25 protein-coding genes and 5 pseudogenes are annotated in these 20432 nt (G+C 73.3%); 12 read left to right on the top strand and 18 right to left on the bottom strand.

Annotated features, from left to right (window positions below; all coding sequences use genetic code 11):
* Window positions 1-94: 94 nt before the first annotated feature.
* The 6 genes from U6N30_RS30380 to U6N30_RS30355 all read right to left on the bottom strand — a co-directional run bounded on the left by U6N30_RS30380 (window position 95) and on the right by U6N30_RS30355 (window position 5180).
* Window positions 95-1390 carry a P-loop NTPase family protein gene (locus U6N30_RS30380; protein ID WP_324275205.1) on the bottom strand — a complete coding sequence of 432 codons (1296 nt, stop codon included), beginning with the start codon at window positions 1388-1390 and terminating at the stop codon, window positions 95-97.
* Window positions 1384-1641, bottom strand: coding sequence for a dynamin family protein (locus U6N30_RS30375; protein WP_324275204.1), 258 nt, complete (start codon window positions 1639-1641; stop codon window positions 1384-1386). Before U6N30_RS30375 ends, U6N30_RS30380 begins: the two co-directional genes overlap by 7 nt.
* On the bottom strand, window positions 1638-2897 hold the full coding sequence (locus tag U6N30_RS30370; RefSeq protein WP_324275203.1) for a P-loop NTPase family protein: 1260 nt from the start codon (window positions 2895-2897) through the stop codon (window positions 1638-1640). The genes U6N30_RS30375 and U6N30_RS30370 overlap by 4 nt, the downstream gene beginning before the upstream one ends.
* Window positions 2843-3481 (bottom strand): dynamin family protein, encoded by a 639-nt coding sequence (locus tag U6N30_RS30365; RefSeq protein ID WP_324275202.1) that lies wholly within the window; start codon window positions 3479-3481, stop codon window positions 2843-2845. The genes U6N30_RS30370 and U6N30_RS30365 overlap by 55 nt, the downstream gene beginning before the upstream one ends.
* Before the next feature lie 209 nt (window positions 3482-3690).
* Complete coding sequence (locus U6N30_RS30360; RefSeq protein ID WP_324275201.1) at window positions 3691-4635, bottom strand: hypothetical protein; 945 nt, start codon at window positions 4633-4635, stop codon at window positions 3691-3693.
* 56 nt (window positions 4636-4691) lie between these two features.
* A complete protein-coding gene (locus tag U6N30_RS30355) occupies window positions 4692-5180 on the bottom strand; it encodes an IniB N-terminal domain-containing protein (RefSeq protein WP_324275200.1) in 489 nt (162 codons plus the stop codon).
* A 286-nt stretch (window positions 5181-5466) separates the two neighbouring features.
* Between U6N30_RS30355 and U6N30_RS34950 the strand changes: the two are divergent.
* A pseudogene (locus U6N30_RS34950) lies at window positions 5467-6045 on the top strand (Hsp70 family protein); the annotation flags it as partial.
* A 35-nt stretch (window positions 6046-6080) separates the two neighbouring features.
* Window positions 6081-6494 (top strand): annotated as a pseudogene (locus U6N30_RS34945) (Hsp70 family protein); the annotation flags it as partial.
* 46 nt (window positions 6495-6540) lie between these two features.
* On the opposite strand, the gene U6N30_RS30345 reads toward U6N30_RS34945, so the two are convergent.
* On the bottom strand, window positions 6541-7365 hold the full coding sequence (locus tag U6N30_RS30345; RefSeq protein WP_324275199.1) for a hypothetical protein: 825 nt from the start codon (window positions 7363-7365) through the stop codon (window positions 6541-6543).
* Between the two features lie 155 nt (window positions 7366-7520).
* Here U6N30_RS30345 and U6N30_RS30340 point away from each other — a divergent pair, with 155 nt between their 5' ends.
* Genes U6N30_RS30340 through U6N30_RS30330 form a run of 3 tightly spaced genes read left to right on the top strand, consistent with a single transcriptional unit; the run spans window position 7521 to window position 10137 of the window.
* Window positions 7521-9035 carry a hypothetical protein gene (locus U6N30_RS30340; RefSeq protein ID WP_324275198.1) on the top strand — a complete coding sequence of 505 codons (1515 nt, stop codon included), beginning with the start codon at window positions 7521-7523 and terminating at the stop codon, window positions 9033-9035.
* A complete protein-coding gene (locus tag U6N30_RS30335; RefSeq protein WP_324275197.1) occupies window positions 8957-9643 on the top strand; it encodes a hypothetical protein in 687 nt (228 codons plus the stop codon). Before U6N30_RS30340 ends, U6N30_RS30335 begins: the two co-directional genes overlap by 79 nt.
* Window positions 9613-10137 carry a LuxR C-terminal-related transcriptional regulator gene (locus U6N30_RS30330; protein ID WP_324275196.1) on the top strand — a complete coding sequence of 175 codons (525 nt, stop codon included), beginning with the start codon at window positions 9613-9615 and terminating at the stop codon, window positions 10135-10137. The genes U6N30_RS30335 and U6N30_RS30330 overlap by 31 nt, the downstream gene beginning before the upstream one ends.
* Window positions 10138-10225: 88 nt before the next feature.
* On the opposite strand, the gene U6N30_RS30325 is transcribed toward U6N30_RS30330, so the two are convergent.
* The gene (locus U6N30_RS30325; protein ID WP_324275195.1) at window positions 10226-10444 is read right to left on the bottom strand and encodes a hypothetical protein; all 219 of its coding nucleotides are present in this window, start codon (window positions 10442-10444) and stop codon (window positions 10226-10228) included.
* 105 nt (window positions 10445-10549) lie between these two features.
* Here U6N30_RS30325 and U6N30_RS30320 point away from each other — a divergent pair, with 105 nt between their 5' ends.
* Window positions 10550-11269, top strand: a complete 720-nt coding sequence (locus U6N30_RS30320; protein ID WP_324275194.1) for an MBL fold metallo-hydrolase — start codon at window positions 10550-10552, stop codon at window positions 11267-11269.
* Here the strand turns inward: U6N30_RS30320 and U6N30_RS30315 are convergent.
* The 3 genes from U6N30_RS30315 to U6N30_RS30305 all read right to left on the bottom strand — a co-directional run bounded on the left by U6N30_RS30315 (window position 11227) and on the right by U6N30_RS30305 (window position 12848).
* Entirely contained in the window at window positions 11227-11502 is a 276-nt protein-coding gene (locus tag U6N30_RS30315; protein ID WP_324275193.1) for a GlsB/YeaQ/YmgE family stress response membrane protein, read from the bottom strand. The two genes, U6N30_RS30320 and U6N30_RS30315, sit on opposite strands and share 43 nt — an antisense overlap.
* A gap of 132 nt (window positions 11503-11634) precedes the next feature.
* Entirely contained in the window at window positions 11635-12108 is a 474-nt protein-coding gene (locus U6N30_RS30310) for an SRPBCC family protein (protein ID WP_324275192.1), read from the bottom strand.
* Window positions 12108-12848 (bottom strand): GntR family transcriptional regulator, encoded by a 741-nt coding sequence (locus U6N30_RS30305; RefSeq protein WP_324275191.1) that lies wholly within the window; start codon window positions 12846-12848, stop codon window positions 12108-12110. Before U6N30_RS30305 ends, U6N30_RS30310 begins: the two co-directional genes overlap by 1 nt.
* Window positions 12849-13001: 153 nt before the next feature.
* On the opposite strand from U6N30_RS30305, the gene U6N30_RS30300 reads away from it, so the two are divergent.
* From U6N30_RS30300 to U6N30_RS30290, 3 genes are all read left to right on the top strand, one after another.
* On the top strand, window positions 13002-14030 hold the full coding sequence (locus U6N30_RS30300; RefSeq protein WP_324275190.1) for an ATP-dependent 6-phosphofructokinase: 1029 nt from the start codon (window positions 13002-13004) through the stop codon (window positions 14028-14030).
* Window positions 14031-14191: 161 nt separating this feature from the next.
* Window positions 14192-14455, top strand: coding sequence for a TetR/AcrR family transcriptional regulator (locus U6N30_RS30295; protein WP_324275189.1), 264 nt, complete (start codon window positions 14192-14194; stop codon window positions 14453-14455).
* Window positions 14452-14760 carry a hypothetical protein gene (locus U6N30_RS30290; protein WP_324275188.1) on the top strand — a complete coding sequence of 103 codons (309 nt, stop codon included), beginning with the start codon at window positions 14452-14454 and terminating at the stop codon, window positions 14758-14760. The genes U6N30_RS30295 and U6N30_RS30290 overlap by 4 nt, the downstream gene beginning before the upstream one ends.
* Window positions 14761-14767: 7 nt before the next feature.
* Here U6N30_RS30290 and U6N30_RS30285 read toward each other — a convergent pair whose 3' ends face one another.
* The 4 genes and pseudogenes from U6N30_RS30285 to U6N30_RS30270 all read right to left on the bottom strand — a co-directional run bounded on the left by U6N30_RS30285 (window position 14768) and on the right by U6N30_RS30270 (window position 17735).
* Window positions 14768-15493: a metallophosphoesterase gene (locus U6N30_RS30285; RefSeq protein WP_324275187.1), complete on the bottom strand. Its 726-nt coding sequence runs from the start codon at window positions 15491-15493 to the stop codon at window positions 14768-14770.
* Window positions 15490-16137: a hypothetical protein gene (locus tag U6N30_RS30280; RefSeq protein ID WP_324275186.1), complete on the bottom strand. Its 648-nt coding sequence runs from the start codon at window positions 16135-16137 to the stop codon at window positions 15490-15492. The genes U6N30_RS30285 and U6N30_RS30280 overlap by 4 nt, the downstream gene beginning before the upstream one ends.
* A gap of 73 nt (window positions 16138-16210) precedes the next feature.
* A pseudogene (locus tag U6N30_RS30275) lies at window positions 16211-17040 on the bottom strand (CHAD domain-containing protein).
* Window positions 17041-17189: 149 nt separating this feature from the next.
* A complete protein-coding gene (locus U6N30_RS30270) occupies window positions 17190-17735 on the bottom strand; it encodes a CYTH domain-containing protein (protein WP_324275185.1) in 546 nt (181 codons plus the stop codon).
* Window positions 17736-17891: 156 nt separating this feature from the next.
* Here U6N30_RS30270 and U6N30_RS30265 point away from each other — a divergent pair, with 156 nt between their 5' ends.
* The 3 genes from U6N30_RS30265 to U6N30_RS30255 are packed head-to-tail and all read left to right on the top strand — an operon-like array spanning window position 17892 to window position 18684.
* A complete protein-coding gene (locus U6N30_RS30265) occupies window positions 17892-18287 on the top strand; it encodes a PRC-barrel domain-containing protein (protein ID WP_324275184.1) in 396 nt (131 codons plus the stop codon).
* A complete protein-coding gene (locus U6N30_RS30260) occupies window positions 18284-18556 on the top strand; it encodes a YsnF/AvaK domain-containing protein (RefSeq protein WP_324275183.1) in 273 nt (90 codons plus the stop codon). Before U6N30_RS30265 ends, U6N30_RS30260 begins: the two co-directional genes overlap by 4 nt.
* The gene (locus U6N30_RS30255; RefSeq protein WP_324275182.1) at window positions 18553-18684 is read left to right on the top strand and encodes a hypothetical protein; all 132 of its coding nucleotides are present in this window, start codon (window positions 18553-18555) and stop codon (window positions 18682-18684) included. The genes U6N30_RS30260 and U6N30_RS30255 overlap by 4 nt, the downstream gene beginning before the upstream one ends.
* A 6-nt stretch (window positions 18685-18690) precedes the next feature.
* Here the strand turns inward: U6N30_RS30255 and U6N30_RS30250 are convergent, their stop codons facing one another.
* The 3 genes and pseudogenes from U6N30_RS30250 to U6N30_RS32980 all read right to left on the bottom strand — a co-directional run.
* Window positions 18691-18813, bottom strand: a complete 123-nt coding sequence (locus U6N30_RS30250; RefSeq protein ID WP_324275181.1) for a hypothetical protein — start codon at window positions 18811-18813, stop codon at window positions 18691-18693.
* A 251-nt stretch (window positions 18814-19064) separates the two neighbouring features.
* Window positions 19065-19214, bottom strand: a pseudogene (locus U6N30_RS34940) (hypothetical protein); the annotation flags it as partial.
* Between the two features lie 269 nt (window positions 19215-19483).
* Window positions 19484-20416: pseudogene (locus U6N30_RS32980) on the bottom strand (DsbA family protein); the annotation flags it as partial.
* Window positions 20417-20432: the final 16 nt, after the last annotated feature.

Below are 20432 nucleotides of genomic sequence, written 5' to 3'. Positions count from 1 at the left end.
ACTGCTCCCCTGGTACTGAGCCTCGTCGCTCGGGGCACCGCCGTCGACGACCTGGCGTTTCTGGTCCAGGCCGGCCTGGTCGTGCTCGCCGTGGTCACCCTGTTCGGCCGCTCGTCACGGGCCTGGCTGCGCGGACCCCGCACCTGAGTCCGGCACGTCGAGAGTTGCGAGCACCCATTCGCAGGACCGGAGCAGGACGCCGCACGCATCCACGGTGGCCCGCCCGGCCAGCGGGTCCTCTGCCCGTGTCCGCCACCGGTCGAGGGCTGCCATCGCGGCTGCGCGCAGCTGCTCGACCGTGGCGTCCTCCGGCAGGCCCAGCCGGTCCGCCGGTCCGTCCCCTCTGCACCGAGCAGCCGCTCGGCCTCGGACCGGACCGCCAGGGGAACGGCCCGTGCATGGCGCGGGAACGCGCCAGCAGATCCAGTTCCACGAGTTCCTGCGAGCCGACCTGGATGCGTTCCACCTGCACCATCAAGTCCGCCGCGGCCGGGAGCGGTCGCTGCCGCAGCAGCCGCTCGACCAGTCGCACGGCCGTCGCCGCCCTGAGTGCTGCGCTGCGACGGGTGAAGTGGACGGCGAGCAGCCGGTGCAGCTCCGCCAGTCCACTACGCCGGAACAGCTGGTCGCTCAGGGCGCCGGTGTCGGAGACTCCCGTGCGGATCAACGCCACCGCCAGCCGGATGCCGAAGAGCCCGAGCCGTTCGAGAAGGGTGACCCGGAGATCCCGCGAGACGGGAACCGGCGCCTCCACTCGGCAGAACCGGTCCGCGGTCAGGAGCATCGCGTCGAGGTCGGCGCGGTCGGCCGTCGCGAGGCTGCGCAGGGCTACGAAGTCGCGGTGTCGCAGCATCCGGCCGGCCAGGCCGACCAGTCCGGCCACCGGGACGACCGCCTGGCTCAGCGCGCGCACGGCGGGGTCCTCGGACGTCCGGCGGGCGACCTTCTCCGCGGCCAACAGGGCGTCGATCCGGCCTGCCCCCACCTCGTCGGCCCGGGACAGGACGGTGATCGTGGTCGTGTGCACGCCGGCCCCACCGGTCGCCTCCTGGAACCGGGCGAGAAATGCGAGGTCCTCGGGCTGCATCTGACGGGTCAGGAACACCACCGCGTCGGCACTCGGGAGCTGCTCCTCGCCGAGGAGTGCCCACGCGCGATCGCTGACGCCGACGCTGAGCGAGGAGATGCCGGGAGTGTCGATCAGCGTCGCCGCGGCCAGCCCGGCCGTGGGCCAGTCGACCACCAGGCGCTCGACGTCCTCGGGCGCGGTGCCACCCAGGTCGAGCTGCAGCGCCCCGTCGACGCGGTGCACCGGCAGAGGACGCCACACGCCCTCGACCGGGTGCAGCGCCACCCGCGGCACGGCGCCGTGGCGGTACCAGGTCACCACCCGGGTGCACTCCCTGCGTCGGTCGGCGCGAGTCGCTCGCCGACCAGGGCGTTGAGCAACGTCGACTTTCCTGCCTTCACCCGCCCGACCAGGGCGATCCGCAGCGGCTCGTCGAGGCGCTGCCGCTGGGCCCGCAGCAGCGCGAGCACGTCCGGCTCGTCGCCGTAGGCCTCGACGGCGTCGTCGAGCAGCACGCGGACGTCGTCGACGACGCCGGCGCCGTGGGGTTCGGGATGCGGCGCTCCCGTCACCGGAGGGCCGCCGGGGCCGCTTCCAGCCGGGCGACCTCCTTGCCCAGCCGGTCGAGCGTGTCCAGCTGCGCGCGCACCGACCGGATCCGGTCGGTGCGCTCCGCCGTGGCCGCCTTCGTCGACCGTTGCGCCGCTGTCACCGCGTCGGCCAGCGTGCGGGACAGCTCGTCGACGGTGTCGGTGATCAGGTCCCGCAGCGTCCGCTGGACCAGTCGCAGCCGGTCCTTGAGCTGCTTGCCGACCTGGAAGACGACCTCGTCGAGGTGCCGGCGGACGATGGTCTTCGCCTCGTTCTGCCGACGTTGGCGCCGGGCGGCCTTGTCGTCCTTGTACGCCTTGCGACCCAGGACCACGCCGACGGCGAGGGAGAGCGGGTTGATGACGGCCATGCCGGCCAGGCTGGTGACCAGCCCGGTCATCAGCACGCCGGTATAGGAACCGCGCAGCCCGATCAGCAGGCGCTCGCGCATCGGCAGGAAGCCGTTCTCGATGGTGGCGACGTCGACGAGCGACCTCAGCGCCTCCGTGGCGGTGCCGATGTCGAGATCAGGTGCGGCCACGCCGCCGTCCCGGGCAAACTGCTCGACGACCCGCTCTGCCAGGTACTCCGAGCGCTGGCCGGCCCAGACGTAGCTGTCGGTCACGGCCGACGCCAGTCGTTCGTCCAGCCACTCGGTGAACTCCGCCCAGACCGGCCCGGGGTCCCGGGCGTCGATGGCCTCCTCCGCCTCCCGGATGATCGCCCGCGACCGGTCCCGCAGGTCGTAGTCGATGTCGGCCATCAGATCGGTGACCCCGTCGCCGAGCAGCTGCTGCCACCGCGACGACCGGCGACGCAGGTCCTCCACCCGCGTGCGGGCGTTCGACAGCTCCGTGAGCAGGGCCTCGTTGCCCGCCGGGTCCTGCAGTGCAGCGAGTTCGGCCCGCAGTGCCAGCGACAGCTGCTCGGTGACCGAGGTGAGGTCGTGCACCGTCGCCCGCTGGCTCAGGGTCTCCGCCCGCCCGACCACTTCCCGGCGCAGGTGGTCGGCGAGGGCGCCCAGCCCGGACTCGGCATGGAGCTCGCCGTCCTTCTGCTGCACTGCCAGGACGGCGAGGCTCGAGGACACGGGGAACAGCGGCGCCTCGATGTCCTCCCGGGCCAGGTGCCTGCGGTCGAGGTCGACGATCGCGCGCCAGTCCGGGTGCACGTCGATCTTGGTCACCACGCACACGACGGCGGGGCACATCGCCAGCGCGTGCCTGATGAACGACATCTCCGGGGCGGTGTACTCCTGGGAGGCATCGGAGACCACGACGACCGCGTCCGCGCTGGGCAGGAGATCGATGGTCTGCAGCGAGTGCCCCGCGCCGATACCCCCGACCCCGGCGGTGTCGACCAGCTCGAGCCCGCCGGCGAGGAAGCGGCGGGGCAGCTCGACCTCTGCGCGGACGAGTTGGCGGCCGTCGGCAGGCTCCGCACCGCGCGTCGTGCGCGCCGACAGGGACTCGATCGGTAGGGGACCCGCTCGACCTGCCCGTCCACCGTCGGCTGGGCCGCCCCGCCCCCGGGCATGCCCTCGGCGGCGTCGTAGACGAGTTCCGCCCGGGCCGCGGATCCTTCCCGGATCACGGTGGGGACGACGGTCGCGACGTCGTCTGCCACCGGGCAGACCGGCGCGCCGACGAGCGCGTTGACCAGTTGACTCTTGCCCTGCTTCGGCTCGCCGACGACCAGCACCCGGACGCTCGGTGCCTCCATCCGCTCCCGGACCAGCGCCAGCCGGCGATGCAGGTCCGCCCGGCCGGCGGTATCGGCGAGGGCGCGTGCCCGGTCTATCAGCTCGATCGGTGTCGCCACAGTGCCCCTTCCGACGTTCCTGCCGCCATCACACCAGCACCCTCACACGACGGCCATCACAGCAGGGGACGCCGACTGGCGCACAGGCCCGAGCCCGGCCCCGAACCTGCCCGGGAGGGCAGGAGGGCCGGGCTCGGGACGGATCACCCGGTGGCGGCGATCGGTCTACACCGCCACCGGGTCGAACCCATCCGGTCGGACAGCGGCTGTCAGGCGGCGCCGTCGATGGTGGCCTCGTTGTCGTTGATCTGGAACGAGTCCTCGATCTCGGTGTCGATGTTGGTCGAGTTGTCGTTGAAGGAGTCCTCGAACTCGACGTCGACGTCGGTGTTCGTCGAGTTGTCGTTGAAGGAGTCCTCGACCTCGACGTCGGTCGAGTTGTCCGTGTTGAACGAGTCCTCCACCTCGACATCTGTGTTGGTGGAGTTGTCGGTCGAGTTGTCGTTGAACGAGTCGCTGACGTTCGTGGAGTTGTCGGTCGAGTTGTCGTTGAACGAGTCCTCGACATCGACATCGACCTCGGTCGAGTTGTCGGAGTTGTCCTGGAAGGAGTCCTCGATCTTCACCGAGTTGTCCGTCGAGTTGTCGGTGTTGAAGGAGTCCTCGACGTCGACGTCGACATCGGTGGAGTTGTCGTTGAACGAGTCGCTGATGTTCGTCGAGTTGTCCGAGTTGTCGTTGCCCGAGTCGTTCACCGAGTTGTCGGAGTTGTCCTGGAACGAGTCCTCGATGCGGACCGAGTTGTCCGAGTTGTCCTGGAACGAGTCCTCGATGCGGACCGAGTTGTCCGAGTTGTCGGAGTTGTCGTTGAACGAGTCGGTGTAGGTGTTTCCGACGTTCTCCGAGTCTTCGACGACCGTGTTGCCGTCTCCGACGATGACATCCTTCGAGTCCTCGATGACGGTGGTGCCGTCACCGATGAAGACGTCCTCGATGTCGAACTTGTACTCCTGGCTGTTGTCGACGTAGGCGTGGTTGTTGCTGCCACTGACGACCGTGCCGACGGTGGTGGAGTTGTCCGACTTGTCGTTGAAGGAGCCGTTGAACGAGTCCTCCACGTCCACGTCGACATCGACCGAGTTGTCCGAGTTGTCGACCTCGTTGCCCTCGCCCACGGCGTTGCCGTCGCCGGTCACGGTGTTGCCCGAGTTCACGTTGTTGAACGAGTCCTCGATGTCGTCCCCGGCGACGACGGCGTGGTCACCGGTGTTCAGGACGATGTCCTCCCCGAAGACCTTGTAGGAGTCGCCCCAGACGCTGTGCGAGGCGTCGATCTCGTAGTGGTAGTTGTGCGAGATGTACTTGATGTGCTCGATCGCGGCCGACTCGTGACCGTGGCCGTAGTCCTTGTCGCCGTGGTCCTTGCCGTGGTCCTTGTCGCCGTGGCCGTAGTCCTTGCCGTGGTCCCCGGCCGGCTTCTCTTCGTCGCACTCGTCCTTCGCCGGCGCCTTGTAGCCGCCGTCGTGCTCGTCCCGGCCCCAGCCGCCGCCGTACCCCCACCGGATGAACCGGCGGCCGCTGCCACCGGGGCCATGTCGGCGACCATCGGCATGACGGCCTCCACGTCGGCCGCCGTCAGGTCATCGAGGCCGGCGGCCTCGAGCTCGCCCTGCGGGTCCTCCTCGAACCGCTCCGCCGCCTCCGGGTCGCGCAGCAGGTTGAGGATGAAGTCGAGGAGCGAGGTGTAGAGGTCAGACATGGCTGTTTCTCCTGAAGGTCCGGGCCGCCCGCCGTGGTCGGCTGCCGGATGCAGTCAAGGTCCGACCGGGCGAGCGGCCCATCGGGGAATCCCCCTCTCTGCACCCCCATTGGGGGTTCAGCCGCTGACACAGCGTTAGGGGTGCGGGGTGTCGCCGCTCCCTGGAGCCCCACCCGCCCCAAGAGTCCGATTCCGACCCGCAATCGGGTCGCGCACAGTTACGTTCGCCCGGTGCATCGCGGACAACTGATTCCCCAGGTGAGGCGGTCCCTGCGCGCAGCAACTCATCGGAGGACCGGACTCCCGGCGATCCGTACGGGGTCGGCATCGACATCGGCGACCAGACCATCGCCGCCGCCACCTGCGGAAACGGGGCCGCAGCGACCGCCCTTCCGCTCGGCGCGACGGTCGTCGTCCCGGCCTCCGTGCAGCTGCCCCCGACGGGCACCCGCAGCTGATCGATACGTCGGTCGCACTTCCGGGCTCCTCAGCACCGGTTCTCCGTAACTATCTGTCACGGGTAGGTGTTCCGATTCCCCTCCAGGTATCGGGCCGACCGGTGCACGCGCCCGACGTCGTGGCCTCGGTCGTGTCGGCCGTCCAGGCGATCGCTGAGGCGCGCGAGGGGCGGCCGCCGTCCTGGACGGTGCTCACCGTGCCGCCGTCGTGGGGACAGCACCGGCGCGCCGCCCTCAGCGAGGCCCTCACCACCGCTGTGCACAGCCCGGTCACCCTCGCGTCCGCTGCGGTGGCGGCGGCCCGTTCGCAGGTGGCCGCCGACGGAGCGGTGCGCATGAGCACGCTCGCGGTGTACGACCTGGGCGCCAGCACCCTGGACACCGCCGTCGTCCGGATCGCCGACGACGGGACCGTCGAGCACCTCGGCGTACCCCCGCCCCGCTGGCATGGGGTGGCCGCGATGTCGACGACGCCGTCCTCGGCCACATCCGGTCCTGCCTCGGCCTGGCGTCCGGAGAGGCGCGCATCACGCCCGAGGTGCGGCGCTCCCTGGCCGGGCTGCGGGCCCGGTGCGTGGCGGCGAAGGAGGCCCTGTCCACCGACACCGACGTCCGGCTCGACATCGAGCTGCCCACGGGCGACACGGTGCTCCGGCTCGTCCGGGAGGAGCTCGAGGAACTCCTCGTCGAGCCGATCCAGATCTCTCTCGACGCCCTCCGGGACACCGTCGAGGCGGCCGGTCTACGGGTTGCCGACCTCGATGGTGTGGTTCTCGCCGGCGGTGGTGGGCGGATGCCGCTGATCGCCGAACTGCTCTCCGCCGGCCTGGACCGCCCGGTCCTCGTGCCCGCGGACCCGGCGCTGGTCCCGGCGCTCGGCGCCGCACAGCTCGCCGTCGACCTCATGGGCACCTCGGCCACGGAGACGGCGGACGGGGAGCACACCGCGTCGACAGCGGCGATCCCGGTTCCGGTCGGCCCGCCGCCGGCCGAGTCGGTGCCGGCCGGAGCCGCCGCAGAGCGGTCCGCCGCCGTCCCGCACCGGAGGCCTGCGGTGCGGCGCGCCCCGGCGGCGCGTCCCCAGGCCGCCCCGCGGTCCCCACCGCGCCGGGCGGCCGGCGCAGCGGGTCCCGTGCCTTGGTCGTCGCGGCACTGCTCGTCGCCCTGCTGCTCGTTCCGGCGTCAGTGGCCGCCCTGCAGAACTGGGAGCCGGTCACCGCGACGACAGCGGAAGCCGGCGCCGAGAAGAGCGACCAGAACCAGTCGCCCGGATCGTCGAGCAACCGCCGACCCGGCAGCGCCGGGAGCAGCAGCACCGACGTCAGTTCGGACACCACGGACCGACGCTCGCCCGCCGCGCGTTCGGCGAGCGGGATGTCGCTCGCGGCGGCCGGACGGACCGCCCCGGCAGCCCGCGGTGCGGCCGACAGGGAACCGCTCGCCGCGGCCGCCGGCCGGCGGGCGCTCACCGCAGCGCCCGGCAGCACACTGGACGCTGCGGCAGCGGACGGCTCGTCCAGCGCGCCGGCGCCCAGCACGTCCGCGCCCACCACCCCCGCGCCCACCACCCCCGCGCCCACCACCCCCGCGCCCACCACCCCGGCACCCACCACCCCGGTACCCACCACCCCGGCACCCACCACCCCGGCACCCACCACCCCGGCACCCACCACCTCCGCGCCCACCACCCCGGCGCCCAGCAGTTCCGCACCGCCGCCGGAACCCACGACGCCCGAGCCGACGGCCCCTCCCCCGCAGCGGAGACGAGCACGGCGCCGGAGAGCAGCAGCCCACCCGAGCCCAGTGCCGCACCCGAGTCGGGGGCGGATCCGTCCGCAGGTACCGCCACCGGCGATGCCGCCACGGGCTCGGGGACGGCAGAGTGAGCGAGGCCCGCACCCTCGCCCGGATCCCGGTCCGCGCGACGGAGAGCCCGCCGACGTGGGCAGGATCCTCCCGCGCGCTGGCCCGCCGGGTGGTCGACGAGCACGACGGCGGGGACGGCGCCACCCATGTCGCCGTCCGCGGGGTCGGCGGCACGGGGAAGACCGCCCTGCTGGCCGAGCTCGCGCGAAGTTACCGGGCCGCGGGGATCACGGTGGTGGATGCCCAGGGCGCCCCGGAACCGGGCGACGTCACCCATCCGCTGGCGGTCCTGGTCGATGACGCCCAGCGCCTCACCCTCCGAACCACCGGCCGGCTGCGCGCTCTCCTGCAGCAACCCCGGGTGCGGCTCGTGCTCGCCTACCGTCCGTGGCCCCGCCCGCCCGCGCTGCTCGACCTGGTCGAAGCGATGGCGGGGGACCGGCACCTGGTGGTGCTCAACCATCTCGACCGGGATGCGGTCCGCGACTGCGCCGAACACCGATTCGGCCCCTTGGCCCCGGAGCTGATCGACCTCGTGGTGCACCAGACCGGCGGCCTCCCGGCACTCGTGGAACCGATGCTGCGCGCCCTGGCCGCAACCCGACCCCAACGGGTCGGCGGAGCTCCGGCCCACCGGGCGACCGGCACCCCGTCCGCGCTCACCCAGGCGCCGGCTCCGGTGACCGAGCGGGTCCTCGCCGACCTGGCCGAGCTTGACGAGTGCACCCGGTGGGCGCTCCACGCACTGGCCGCGGGCGCGCCGCTGGACGCCGACGTGCTGGCCGATCTGGTGTCCGTGCCCAGCGACGAAGCGGTCGACCTCGTGCAGCGGGCACAAGCGACCGGCGCCGTACTCCCGTCCGGAAAGATCGTTCCCGTCGTCCGAGCGACGCTGCTGTCCAGCACACCGGCCGACGCCACCCGGGCAGTCCGGCGCAGGCTGTTCGTCCTGTCGCTCGATCGCGGGGAAGAACCGATCGAGCTGGCCCGGACGCTGGCCACCGACCGGGTACGTGATCCGCGGGTCGCCCAGCTGCTCGTGGCGCACGCGGATGCCGCGGTCACCGGGGACCCCGCGCTGGCCGGAGAGTTGCTGTCGGAGGCGGCCGACGCCGGCGCCCCGCCCGCGTCGCTCGCCCTGCGCCGGGCTCTCGCCGCTGCGCTCGCCGGGGACCTCGACGGCGCCCTGCAGTGGGCCGACGCCACGCTGCGCGACAGTTCTGCCCCGGATCACCAGCAGGCCGCCGGAGTCACCGCCGCCGTGCTGGCCCAGCGAGGACTCCTGCACAACACCGCCCAGCTGTACCGCGTGGCTGGTCCGGACCGCGCCGGGTCCGCGGCGCTCGCCCTGCTCGCCCTCGGGGCGCGTGACGAGGCCGAGACGGAGCTGGCCGCGGCCGAGGAGGCGGCACGGGGCTGGTGCCCCACATCCTGTCCGGCTGCGAGTCACTCATGGCCCAGGGAGTCCTGGAGTCGATCCGGTCGGGGCCGAGCACGGCGGAGACAGCGGCGACCGCGCTCTCCACCCTGACCCGCGCCGCGGCCCTGCTGGAGCCGGTCGGTCGCACCGCGCTGCTCATGGACACCCCTGCGGCTCTCGCCGCCCTGGTCGCGTTGCACACCGGCGAGCTGGACAGCGCCGAGTCCGTGCTCGAACGGGCGATCGCCGCCGACGTCGGCGGTCCCCCGGCCCGCCCCCGCCACCAGCTCCTCCTCGCCTGGGTGGCCATGCTCCGGGGACGGCCGGCCACGGCGGCGCAGCGGATGGCCGAGGCGCAAGCGGGCAGGGACCGACCGGAGCCGCGCGACGAGCTGTTCCTGCGCGCCCTGGAAGTAGGGCTCGCCCGACGGGCGAGCGACCTGCCCGCACTGCTGCGCGCCTGGGCCCGGGCGCGCGAGGCTGTCCTCCGCCATCCCGTGGACCTCTTTACGCTGCTGCCCCTCGGGGAGCTGGTCGTCGCCGCGGCGCGCCTGGGGAGACCGCCCGACTCGCGCCGCACCTCAACGAAGCGAATGCGCTGCTCGCCCGGCTGGGCGACCCGCCGTTGTGGTCGACGTCGCTGCACTGGAGCGGCGCCCAGGCCGCGATCGTCACCGGCGACCCCGCCATGCTGCGGCCGCACGCCACCGCACTGGTGACCGCCGCCCGCACGAGCTTCTACGCCGCCGTGCTCGCGGACGCCGGGCGCAGCTGGCTGCGGATCCTGGTCGGCGAGGTCGACGCGACCGCGGTGCTCACCGCGGCCGAGCGGCTCGCGGGGATCGGACTGACCTGGGACGGGTCACGGCTGGCCGGCCAGGCCGCGGCGCGGGCGGTCGAGGCGCGCGATCGCACCTGCCTGCTCCAGTGCGCTCGAGCGCTCGCGGGCGAGGAAGAGGTGTCCCCGCCCACCGGCCGTGAACCCGCGAAGGCCGCGGCGAAGGGCGCGGCCACGAGCATGCTGAGCACACGGGAACGGGAGATCGCGGCGCTCGTCGTCGAGGGACGGACCTACCGGGAGGTCGGCGGCAAGCTGTTCATCTCGGCCAAGACAGTGGAGCACCACGTCTCCCGGATGCGGCAGCGGCTCGGCGCGAGCAACCGTTCCGATCTGCTGGCGCGGCTGCGCGCCGAGCTGGCTCCGGAGGAGTGACCCCTCCGGGACGAGTGCACCTGCCGTCGGGGCGAGCTCCCCCACCCGGCGACAGGGCGTCAGTAGGGCCGGCCTCGGAGGGCCGGCGTCATCGGGAGAGCAGGGCGCAGGCAGGGCAGACGTCGCGCGCAGCCACCGGCCACGACTCCTCCGTCGACACCCGGGCCAGCGAGCCGCAGAGCGTGAGCTCGCAGGCGCCGTCCACCTCGGCCGGCGGACGGTGCACCTCGACGGCGTGCCACATGGCCGCGGTCGGTCCGTGCGCGCGGCTGCGGGCGGCGACGAAGAGGGTCGTCTGCAGGATCATGCTGACAACGTCGGCACCGGACCCGTCCGGGGTTACGCCCGGCGCGGGCGCCCTCCCCCGAAGGGTGAGCCAGCGCCACCCGCGCCGCGGGGCAGGATCGCCGTCATGGAGCTGACCAAGCACGGCCACGCCTGCGTGGCCCTCAGCGACGGAGACCGCAGGATCGTCATCGATCCCGGCGCCTTCACCGATCCCGCCGCGTTCGCAGGAGCCGGTGCGGTGCTCATCACCCACGAGCACCCGGACCACTTCGAGCCCGAGCGGCTGCGCGCGGCGCTGGACGCCGATCGCGCGCTGGAGGTGTGGACCACCACGCCGGTGGCGGCCCGGCTGGAGGGGCTCGGTACCCGGGTGCACGTGGTCGGCCACGGCGACGCCGTCACGGTGGCCGGCTTCGACGTGCGCGTGCACGGCGAGCTGCACGCGGAGATCCATCCCGAGATCCCGCGGATCGCCAACATCGGCTTCCTGGTCGACGGCGGCGCCCACGGGGCGGTCTTCCACCCTGGGGATGCGCTGACCGTCCCGGACGAGCCGGTGGCCACGCTGCTGGTGCCGCTGCACGCACCCTGGTCGCGCACGGCGGACGTCATCGACTACGTGCGGGCCGTACACGCCGACCAGGTGTTCGCCGTGCACGACGGGCTGCTCAACGACACCGGGCTCGGCGTCGTCGGCGGGCTGCTGGGGAGCGAGGGCCAGGGACCCCCACGCCCTACAGCCGGCTGGCCCCGGGGGACACGACCGAGCTCTGAGGCTCGTCCGCGTCCCCCGGGAGCGGATCAGCGGACGGCGCGGTTGGACCGACCCGCCATGCCCGCGTAGGCACCGACCAGCACGATGGCGGCGACGACCGCGAGCACGAAGCCCAGGACGTTGAGCTCGAAGATGTCACCGGTGCCGATGAGGCTGGCGATGAAGCCGCCGATGAGCGCGCCGAGCACGCCCAGCGCCAGGGTGGCGACGATGCTGATGGACTGCTTGCCCGGAAGGATCAGCCGGGCGAGCGCACCGATGATGAGGCCGACAACGATCAGGCCGAGGATGTCGAAGAGCACAGCGTTCTCCTTCGTTCGACCGGCGCGGCCCCCATCCGGCAGGTGCCGGTTGCGCACGCCGGTGCACGACAGGAGCCAGTACCCCCAAGATCGCTGCCTGATGCACTCATCCACCGAAGGGGTTGCGTCGCGTCAGGAGGAGTGGGCGACCCGGTCGACGTGCGCGGGCACCTTGGCTACCTCCGCGTCCACGGTCCGCTGCACCAACCGTCGGAGGGCACGGCGCTGGAGGTGCCGGACGATCCGGCTGCCCCCGATCGGCTCGTGCGTGACGCTCATCGTCACGCGCGTGCCGCCGTCGCCGGTGCCGGCCAGCTCGATGCGCGTCGTCCACGTCTCGGGCGTGAGCCGCAGGCGGGTGGTCACCACGTGCGGCGGCTCCCACGTGAGGATCTCGCCCTGCGGCGCTCCGGCGACGGGCGCGCCGTCGAGCCGGCCGGGGGCGCAGACGAACGTCGTCCCGACGCCCGGTGAGCCGGGCTCGTCACCCAGGACGTAGGAGACGTCGCAGACCGAGCAGTACGGCTCCAGGACGGCGAGCGCCTGCCAGACCCGGGTTGGCGACTCGGGGACGACGCAGTCGCCCGACGCGGTGGTGGCGCTCATCAGCGGCCGCCGACCGAGACCTCGAACTCGACCTGGCTGACGTCGGGCCGCAGGCGCGAGAAACTGTGCACCAGCGGGTGGCCGGTGCTGTCGCGGACCGTCGTCCGCACGACCAGCAGGGGCGAGCCGGCGACGATGCGCAGCAGGTCGGCCTCGTCGGGGGCGGCGGTGCCGACGTCGACCACGATCCGTGCGGTGGCCAGGTCGGCCCCGTACTCGCGGCGCAGGTAGTCGTACAGCGAGCCCTCGCTGAAGTCGGCCTCGACGGCGCCCGCGTACAGCTCGGCGGGCAGGAAGCTGTGCGCGACGTGGTTGGGCTCGCCGTCGACGCTGCGCAACCGCTCCAGCTCGACGACGTCGGCCGTTCCGTCGAGGGCGAGCTCGACCGCGACCGCGGCCGGCACCGGGACCACCCGCTGGGTGAGCACCTTCGTGCCGACCTGGGCGCCCTGCTCGCTCATCACCGAGCTGAAGCCCGCGATGCGGTGCACGAAGCTCTCGCGGTACTCGTGCCGGATCGCCGGCCGGGTGACGTAGGTGCCCCGGCCCTGCTCGCGCACCAGGTGCCCGTCCGCGACGAGGCCGTCGACCGCCCGCCGCAGCGTGATCCGGCTGACGCCGTACTCCGCGCACAGCACCGGCTCCGGCGGCAGCACGGTCAGTTCGGGCAGTGCGGCCACCCGGCGACGGAGATGCTCCCGCACCGCGAGGTACTTCGGTCCGGAGACGGGGCTGCCCACGAGGGCAAAGGTACGGGATTCCAAGACGTCTGGTCGTCATGTCGTATGAGACGTCACAGCGGATCCCACGCGATGAGACACATGCGCGTGACAGCCGAATCGTCAGGACGTCATGACGTATGGTCGGGGCTCGACCATCGAGGGAGAAGCCCGTTGCGCATCGGTGTCCTCACCGGCGGGGGCGACTGCCCCGGCCTCAACGCCGTCATCCGGTCGGTCGTCCGCACCGCGTCCACGCACTACGGCAGCGAGGTCGTCGGTTTCCGGGACGGCTGGCGCGGGCTGCTGGAGGACCGCACCACCCCGCTCGACATCGCCGCGGTCGATGGCCTGCTCACCCGTGGCGGGACGACGCTCGGCTCGGCCCGGGTGGCACCGGAGCGGCTGAACGCCGAGCTACCGCAGATGAAGGACGTCCTGGACACCCACGGCATCGACGTGCTCATCCCCATCGGTGGCGAGGGCACGCTCACCGCGGCGCACCTGCTGTCCGAGGCGGGCGTCCCCGTCGTCGGCATCCCGAAGACGATCGACAACGACATCGACGAGACCGACCTGACCTTCGGGTTCGACACCGCCGTCAGCATCGCCACGGAGATGATCGACCGGCTGCACACCACCGCCGAGTCCCACCAGCGCGTGCTCCTCGTCGAGGTCATGGGCCGGCACGCGGGCTGGATCGCGCTGCACGCCGGCCTCGCCTCCGGGGCCCACCTCACCCTGGTGCCCGAAGAGCCGTTCGACATCGAGCAGGTGTGCCGGCTGGTCACCGACCGCTTCGAGCGGGGCGACTCCCACGTCATCGGCGTCGTGGCCGAGGGTGCCCATCCCCTGCCCGGGACCATGGAGCTCCGCGACGGCGGGGTCGACGAGTACGGGCACCGCCGGTTCACCGGGGTGGCCCAGCAGCTCGGGGCAGAACTCGAGCGGCGGACCGGCAAGGAGGTCCGCACCACCGTGCTCGGGCACGTCCAGCGCGGCGGCACCCCCACCTCGTTCGACCGGGTCCTCGCCACCCGGTTCGGCCTGCACGCCACGATCGCCGCCCACGAGGGGCAGCACGGCCAGATGGTCGCGCTCCGCGGCACCGAGATCGAGCTCGTCCCGCTCGAGAAGGCCGTGGCCCGGCTCAAGACGGTCAGCCGGTCGCGGCTGGCGGAGACGGCCGCCTTCACCGGCTGACCCAGCGGCCGTCCGGCGACATATGCCCAGGTGATGGCCCATGACTTGGCGTCCTGTGAAGGGCGTCCGGGAGATCGGGGGCGCACAATGGGGCGGCCGTCATCGCTCCGCAACCCTCGGCGCGACGACGACGCAACGCCGGCAACGGAGGACGACCGAACGTGACCGACACGCTGGACTGGCGCGCCCGCCGATGGGCCACCACCCATCAGCGGATCTACGACACCGCCATCGCGCTGTTCCAGGAGCTCGGGTTCGACGCCGTGAACGTCGGGCAGATCGCGCGCGGCGCCGAGGTCTCGGTGCCGACGTTCTACGCGCACTACCCGTCCAAGGAACACCTGGTCATGCAGCTCCCTCCGCGGAGGAGATCAGCGCCCTCGTCGCCGCGCTGCCGACCGACCTCCCGCTGCGGGAACGCATGAGGCACGCCGCGCCGCTCTGGGTGTCGTCGTGGAGCCCCGAGCTCCACGAAGCCACCCTGACCCGGTGGCGGATCATCGCCGGCGTACCCAGCCTGCGGACACGAGCTGCGGAGTTCGAGCGGGTGACCGCCGGGCTGATCTCCCAGGCACTGGCAGCCGAGGCGGCGGGCTCCATTCCGCCCGGGGACGCAGTCGTCGTCAATGCCTACATGGCCACCTTCACGTCGGCCGTGCTGGCCTGGGCCGACTGCGACGGCGAGCGGAAGATCGAGGAGCTCGTCGACGAGGCGTTCGACGCCCTGTAGTCGCTGCTCAGGAGAGCGGCGAGCGCAGCTCGATCACGGTCACCTCGGGGCGAGCGCCCACCCGCATCGGCGGGCCCCAGTAGCCGGCTCCCGACGTGACGTACAGCTGCGTGTCCCCGTGCCGGGACAGCCCTTCGACGGCCGGCTGGTCGAGCCTGATCACGTAGTCGAAGGGCCAGAGCTGACCGCCATGGGTGTGGCCGGAGAGCTGCAGGGCCACGCCGGCCGCGGCCGCCTGCTCCACCTGCACCGGCTGGTGGGCCATGAGGACGACGGGTACGGCATCGTCCCGCCCGTCGAGCGCCGCGTCGAGGTTCGCCCCGTGCCCGGGCAGCCCGGACAAGGCAGCGGTCCGGTCGTCGATGCCGGCCAGGTCGACGAACGCCCCGCCGGCACCGATCGCCACCCGCTCGTTGCGCAGCACGTCCACCCCGAGAGTGCCCAGGTGCCGCAGCCAGGCGTTGGTGTCGACGAAGTACTCGTGGTTCCCGGTCACGAAGAAGACGCCCTGCTCGCTGACCAGGTCCGCCAGCGGGGCCGCCTCCTCGCGCAGCTCCGCGACCTCGCCGTCCACCAGGTCCCCCACGATCGCCACGACGTCCGGCCGCTGCGCGTTGACCAGCTCGACCAACCGCTCGAAGCGGCGCCCGCCGTAGGTGGCCGACAGGTGGCCGTCGGAGAACGTCACGATGCGCAGGCCGTCCAGTGCCGGGTCGAGGTTCGCCAGCGTCACCGGAACCCGTCGGACGACGGGCGGGGAGTTCGCGAGATAGGCCCCGGTACCCGCCGTCCCCAGCGCGACGGCGCCGGCCGTGACGGCGAGGCTCCGCGCCAGGAACAGGCGCCTGGGCAGCGGGTCCGTGGCAGCGCGATCCTCCCGGATCGCACCGCTCTGCACATCGCCGTCCTCCCGGACGGCCCCGCCGCCAGGTGCCGTTCCCCCGACCGGCAGAGCCGCTGCGTCGCCGCTGCGCGGAGCCCTCCGGGCCCCACTCGCGACGACCTCGTCGGCGGACTCCCGAGCACGGCTCTCGGCCCCACTCGGCTCGACCTGCCGGTCCGTGCGGCGCAGCCAGAGCCCTCCCACCAACCGGACGGGTTCGAGGACGAGGAGGACGAGGAAGGCGTAGAAGGCGACGCCGAGCCAGGAGTAGGCGATCCAGTCCAGGGGCGCCGCCGCGTCGAGGGGAGGGCGCGCCGCAGGGAGATGGCGAGGGCGGGGAGCAGGGCGAGGGCGACGGTGAGCAGCGTCAACCGGCGGCGCAGGCGACCGGGGCGGGTCGTGCTCCGGACCAGCCGGAACCAGAGGTAGCTGTGCAGGAGCAGCATGGCGAGCAGCACCACGGTGGCGAAGCCGAGCAGTGCGATCAGCGGCACGGACACGCCTCCCGCCCGGTGCCCGTCACGGGTCCACTCTCCCAGGTGGCCGGGCCGGCGCCGGGACGCCGGGCTACCGAGCCGCGCGCTTGAGCACCCTGCGCACGTGGGACTCCATCGCCCAGAACTCCTGCCGTGCGCGCTCGGCCCGGGATTGCTCGAGGGCGTGCAGCAGTCCGTAGGTGAAGGAGTTCGCCCCGCCGTCGGCCGCCGCCGCGCCTGCTCGCAGGCAGAGCTCGCGGGTGACGACGGTGTCCTGCAGGACCCCGAGCACCTTCTGGATCCGCTTCGCCGCCCGCACGACGTCCTTGGCGCCGCCGAGTTCCGGGCGGGCGATCTCGGTCACGTAGCGGACGCCCTTGGCCGCCTTCCGCACGTCGTGGAGCGGCTCGTCGCCCTCGCTCTCCGGAGCGTTCTCGGCCGCCTTCAGCCGACGGCGCAGCTTGCGCACCGAGCGGCCGACGGCGTCGCGGAGCACCGGCTCGACCCGCTCGTCGGCCCGGCCGGTGAGTGGCGGGTCCGCGACCATCCCGTGCAGGGCGTCGAGCAGTCGCAGGTACCGCCGGTCCGAGAGGGTCGCTCGTGCGCGGTCCAGACCGGCGTGCGCGTCCTCCGCATGCATCTCCCTGAGCCGCGCCTCGACCGGTCCGAGGACCAGCTCGACCGGCTGGTCGGCCACCAGCTCCCGCAGGTGGGCGAGGGCGACCTCGTCGTCCCGCGCCCGCCCCAGCTGCCCGCCCAGCCAGGCGAGCTCCTCGCGCAGGGGTCGGTCACCTGCCGATCGAGGACGATGCGCAGCGCAGCCAGCGTGCTGCGCAGGCGGCGGGCACTGACCCGCAGCTGGTGGAGGGCATCGGGCTGATCCGTCCGCAGCGCGACGTCCGCGGCCTGCAGCAGGTCCACCTGGTCCGCGAGGGCCGCCGTGACGAACTCGCCCGCACGGGGGCCCTTCTTCCGCCGCGCGGGCTCCGGACGCCCGGTCGCCTGCAGCCGGCCGGCCAGTGCCCGCCCCACCTTGGACGCCGTCGACGCGGGGCGGGCTCCGGCCGCGGTCAGGCGGTCCCCACGGCGGCGCCCAGCTCGACGGTTCCGTCGCCCAGCTCCACCTCCACCTCGCGCCAGGTGTGCGCCTCGTCCGGGCGATCCGGACCCGCGGCCGGGACGGTGGCGGTCACCCGGTCGTCGGCGACCTCGGCCAGCAGCCGCCCCTCCGCGTCGCGCAGGGCGGTCACCACGCGCCGGGTGCGCAACGTGGCCACCGGCGCGGTCGGCGCTCCACGCAGCAGGCCGACGACCGGTGCGCCCAGCACCTTCGGCGGGTTCTTGACCGACCGGCCCAGCGGCGCGTGCAGTTCCCGGCGGGCGGTGCCCGCGGGGAGCTTCAGGTGCCAGCCCGCGTCGGACCCACCGGTCCGGCGGCGCAGCGTCACCCGCGCGCGCAGCAGCCGCAGGTCCGCGGTGTCGTGGTAGACCGCCTCCAGCTCGTGCTCCACGGGCGGGTCGACGCCCGCGACGCCGTCCAGCCCGGTCAGCGCCGGGAGTTCGAAGACCTCGTCGACGTCGTACTTCGTCTCGATCTCGAGGTGCCCGCTGGCCATGCCGGCCTCCCACTCCGGCCACGCACTCGGCGGCCACTCCCCCGAACCTAGGTCGGGCGATGTTCGCTTGCGACCGCGGCTGGGCACCGCAGACCCCGACGGGCGCTCGTCGGCGGGCGCCATGCGGAGGGAGCAGGACCATGCTGGACGAGAGAGGTGTCCGCAGCCATCGGCAGTACCGCCTACGACGCGAGCGGCGAGAAGATCGGCACCGTCGAGCACTTCTACGTCGACGACCGCACGGGCGCGCCGTCCTGGGTGGCCGTCACCACGGGGCTCTTCGGCACCCGCCAGTCCGTCGTCCCCGCGCTGGACGCCACCTTCGCCGACGGCGGCCTGCGCCTCCCCGTCGCCGTGGACGCGGTGAAGAGCGCGCCGCACCTGACCGGGGACCACCTGACGCCCGACGACGAGGCCGAGCTCCGCCGGCACTACGGGACCGGCACCGCTGCCCCCGGCACGAGGAGCCGCCGGTGGCCCCGGCCGCCGCTCCCACCGTGGAGATCCCCGCGGAGGCGCCGCCGCCTCCCGCGACCGACGACGGGGCGATGACCCGCAGCGAGGAGCGGCTGGTCGTCGGCACCGAGCGCGTGGCGACCACCCGGGCACGGCTGGTCAAGTACATCGTGACCGAGGAGGTGCAGATCACCGTGCCGATCCGGCGCGAGGAGATCCGCCTCGAGGAGGTCCCGATCGACGCACCGGACGACGGTCCCGGCGAGTCGCTGCTGACCGAGAGCACCTCCGTGTCGGGGGCAGGCACGCCATATCCAGCGGCCTGCCCGACGAGATCGTCCTGCACACCGAGCGGCCCGTCGTGACCGTCGAGGTCGTGCCGACCGAGCGCGTGCGGCTGCGGACCCAGCTGGTCGAGGGGCAGGAGACGGTCACCGGGCAGGTGCAGCGCGAGCAGGTCGTCGTCGACGAGGACGCCTCCCGACGCGTCTGACGTCCCTCAGCCCGGACCGGGGCGGACCGTCCCGAGCAGGTCCTCCGGTCCGGGGTCGACCAGCACCCGCCCGTCGGGGGCGACGACGACGGGGCGCGCCTGCGCGAGGGCGTCGTTCTCGGCGAGCACCGCACGTGCCGCCTCGTTCTCGGCCGGGTCCAGCCACTCGTGGACGAGGCCGTGCTGGTCCAGCAGCTGCCGCAGCCGGGCGCTGGCGGGCCAGCGGGGTCGCCCACGACGCGCAGGGCCGAGGCCCGGCCGATCAGCATGGCCCGGCGCAGCAGGAATGCCCGCATGATCAGGTCGGCCAGCTCCCGGTCGGCAGCCATCACCTCGCGCAGCCGCCGCACGGCCAGCGTGACCACCACACCGGGCTCGGCCACGACCACCGACCGGACGGCTCGCTGGCCGGCGAGCAGGTTCAGTCCGCCGAGGAACCGGCCGGGACCCACCACGGACACCACGTGCTGCTCACCACCGTTCCCGGGCTCCGGGTCCTCGACCACCGCGACGGTGCCCTCCAGCACCACGACGAAGTCCCACTCACCGGCACCTCCCCGGACCAGCACCTCGCCCGCCGTCGTCGACCGGCGGCGTCCGGCCCGGCGCAGGACGGCGAGCTGCCGGTCGTCCAGCCGGGGCGAGGCGCCGCTGAGGTCGGCGGTCTCCGCCAGCCCGTCGACCGCGGGCAACCGGGCCGGCGGCGACAGGGGCGCCGGGGCGCGGCTCCCGGATGCGGGCGCCGCCTGGGAGCGCTCCACGGGCGCGCCCTCGGATCGGTGCGCAGCAGGGCCGCCGCCAGCTCATCGGTCCCGGCCCGGCCGGTGTGGCGGACGCCGTTGACGAAGAAGGTGGGGGTGCCCTCGACCCCGCTGGCCTCACCCCCGGCCACGTCGTCCCGGATGTGCTGCGCGTGGGTGCCGTCGCCGAGCTCGCGGGCGAACCGCTCGAGGTCCAGCCCCAGGGCCGACGCGTGGTCGAGGAGGTCGGGCGCTTCCAGGGCGTCCTGGTGGGCGAACAGCTTGTCGTGCATCTCCCAGAACCGCCCTTGGGCGCCGGCGGCCTCGACCGCCTCCGCGGCGAGCTGGGCGTGCGGGTGCACCTCCAGCAGGGGCAGGTGCCGGAAGACGTAGCGCAGGTCGTCGCCGAACCGGTTGCGCAGCTCGCTGACCACCCCGGTGGCGCGTCCGCAGAAGGGGCACTCCATGTCGCCGTACTCGACCAGCGTCAGCGGGGCGTCGACCGGACCGCGGACGTGGTCCACCGCCGGGTCGACCGGCGGGTCGAGCAGGACCGGCCGCTCCGGCGGGCCACCGCCCCGGCCCAGCAGCCGGAAGAAGAGGGCGCCGAGCGCGGTGGAGACCACGGCGGCGGCCAGGATGCCGACGGTGGCCTCCTCCCGCAGCGCCTCGTCGTCGAAGGCGAGGTCGGTGACGAACAGCGAGACGGTGAAGCCCAGGCCGGTGAGCGCGGCGCCGCTCCAGATGCTGGCCAGGCTGATGCCGGGCGGCAGGACGCCGAGCCGCGTGCGGACGGCGAGGGCCGCGGCCAGCCCCACCCCCAGCAGCTTGCCGACGGCCAGTCCGACGAAGACACCGATGGTGACCGGTGAGGTGAGGGCCCGCTCGACCAGTGCGCCGTCGATGCGCACCCCGGCGTTGGCCAGCGCGAACACCGGGACGACGACGTAGCTGCTCCACGGCACGAGCACCGCGCCGATCCGCTCGTTGGGGAGATGGCCCGCTCGA

Source organism: Blastococcus brunescens, assembly GCF_035320885.1.
Lineage (GTDB): Bacteria > Actinomycetota > Actinomycetes > Mycobacteriales > Geodermatophilaceae > Blastococcus_B > Blastococcus_B brunescens.
The sequence above is the reverse complement of the archived record's forward strand: the minus strand, read 5'-3'. Positions and strand labels throughout refer to the sequence as shown.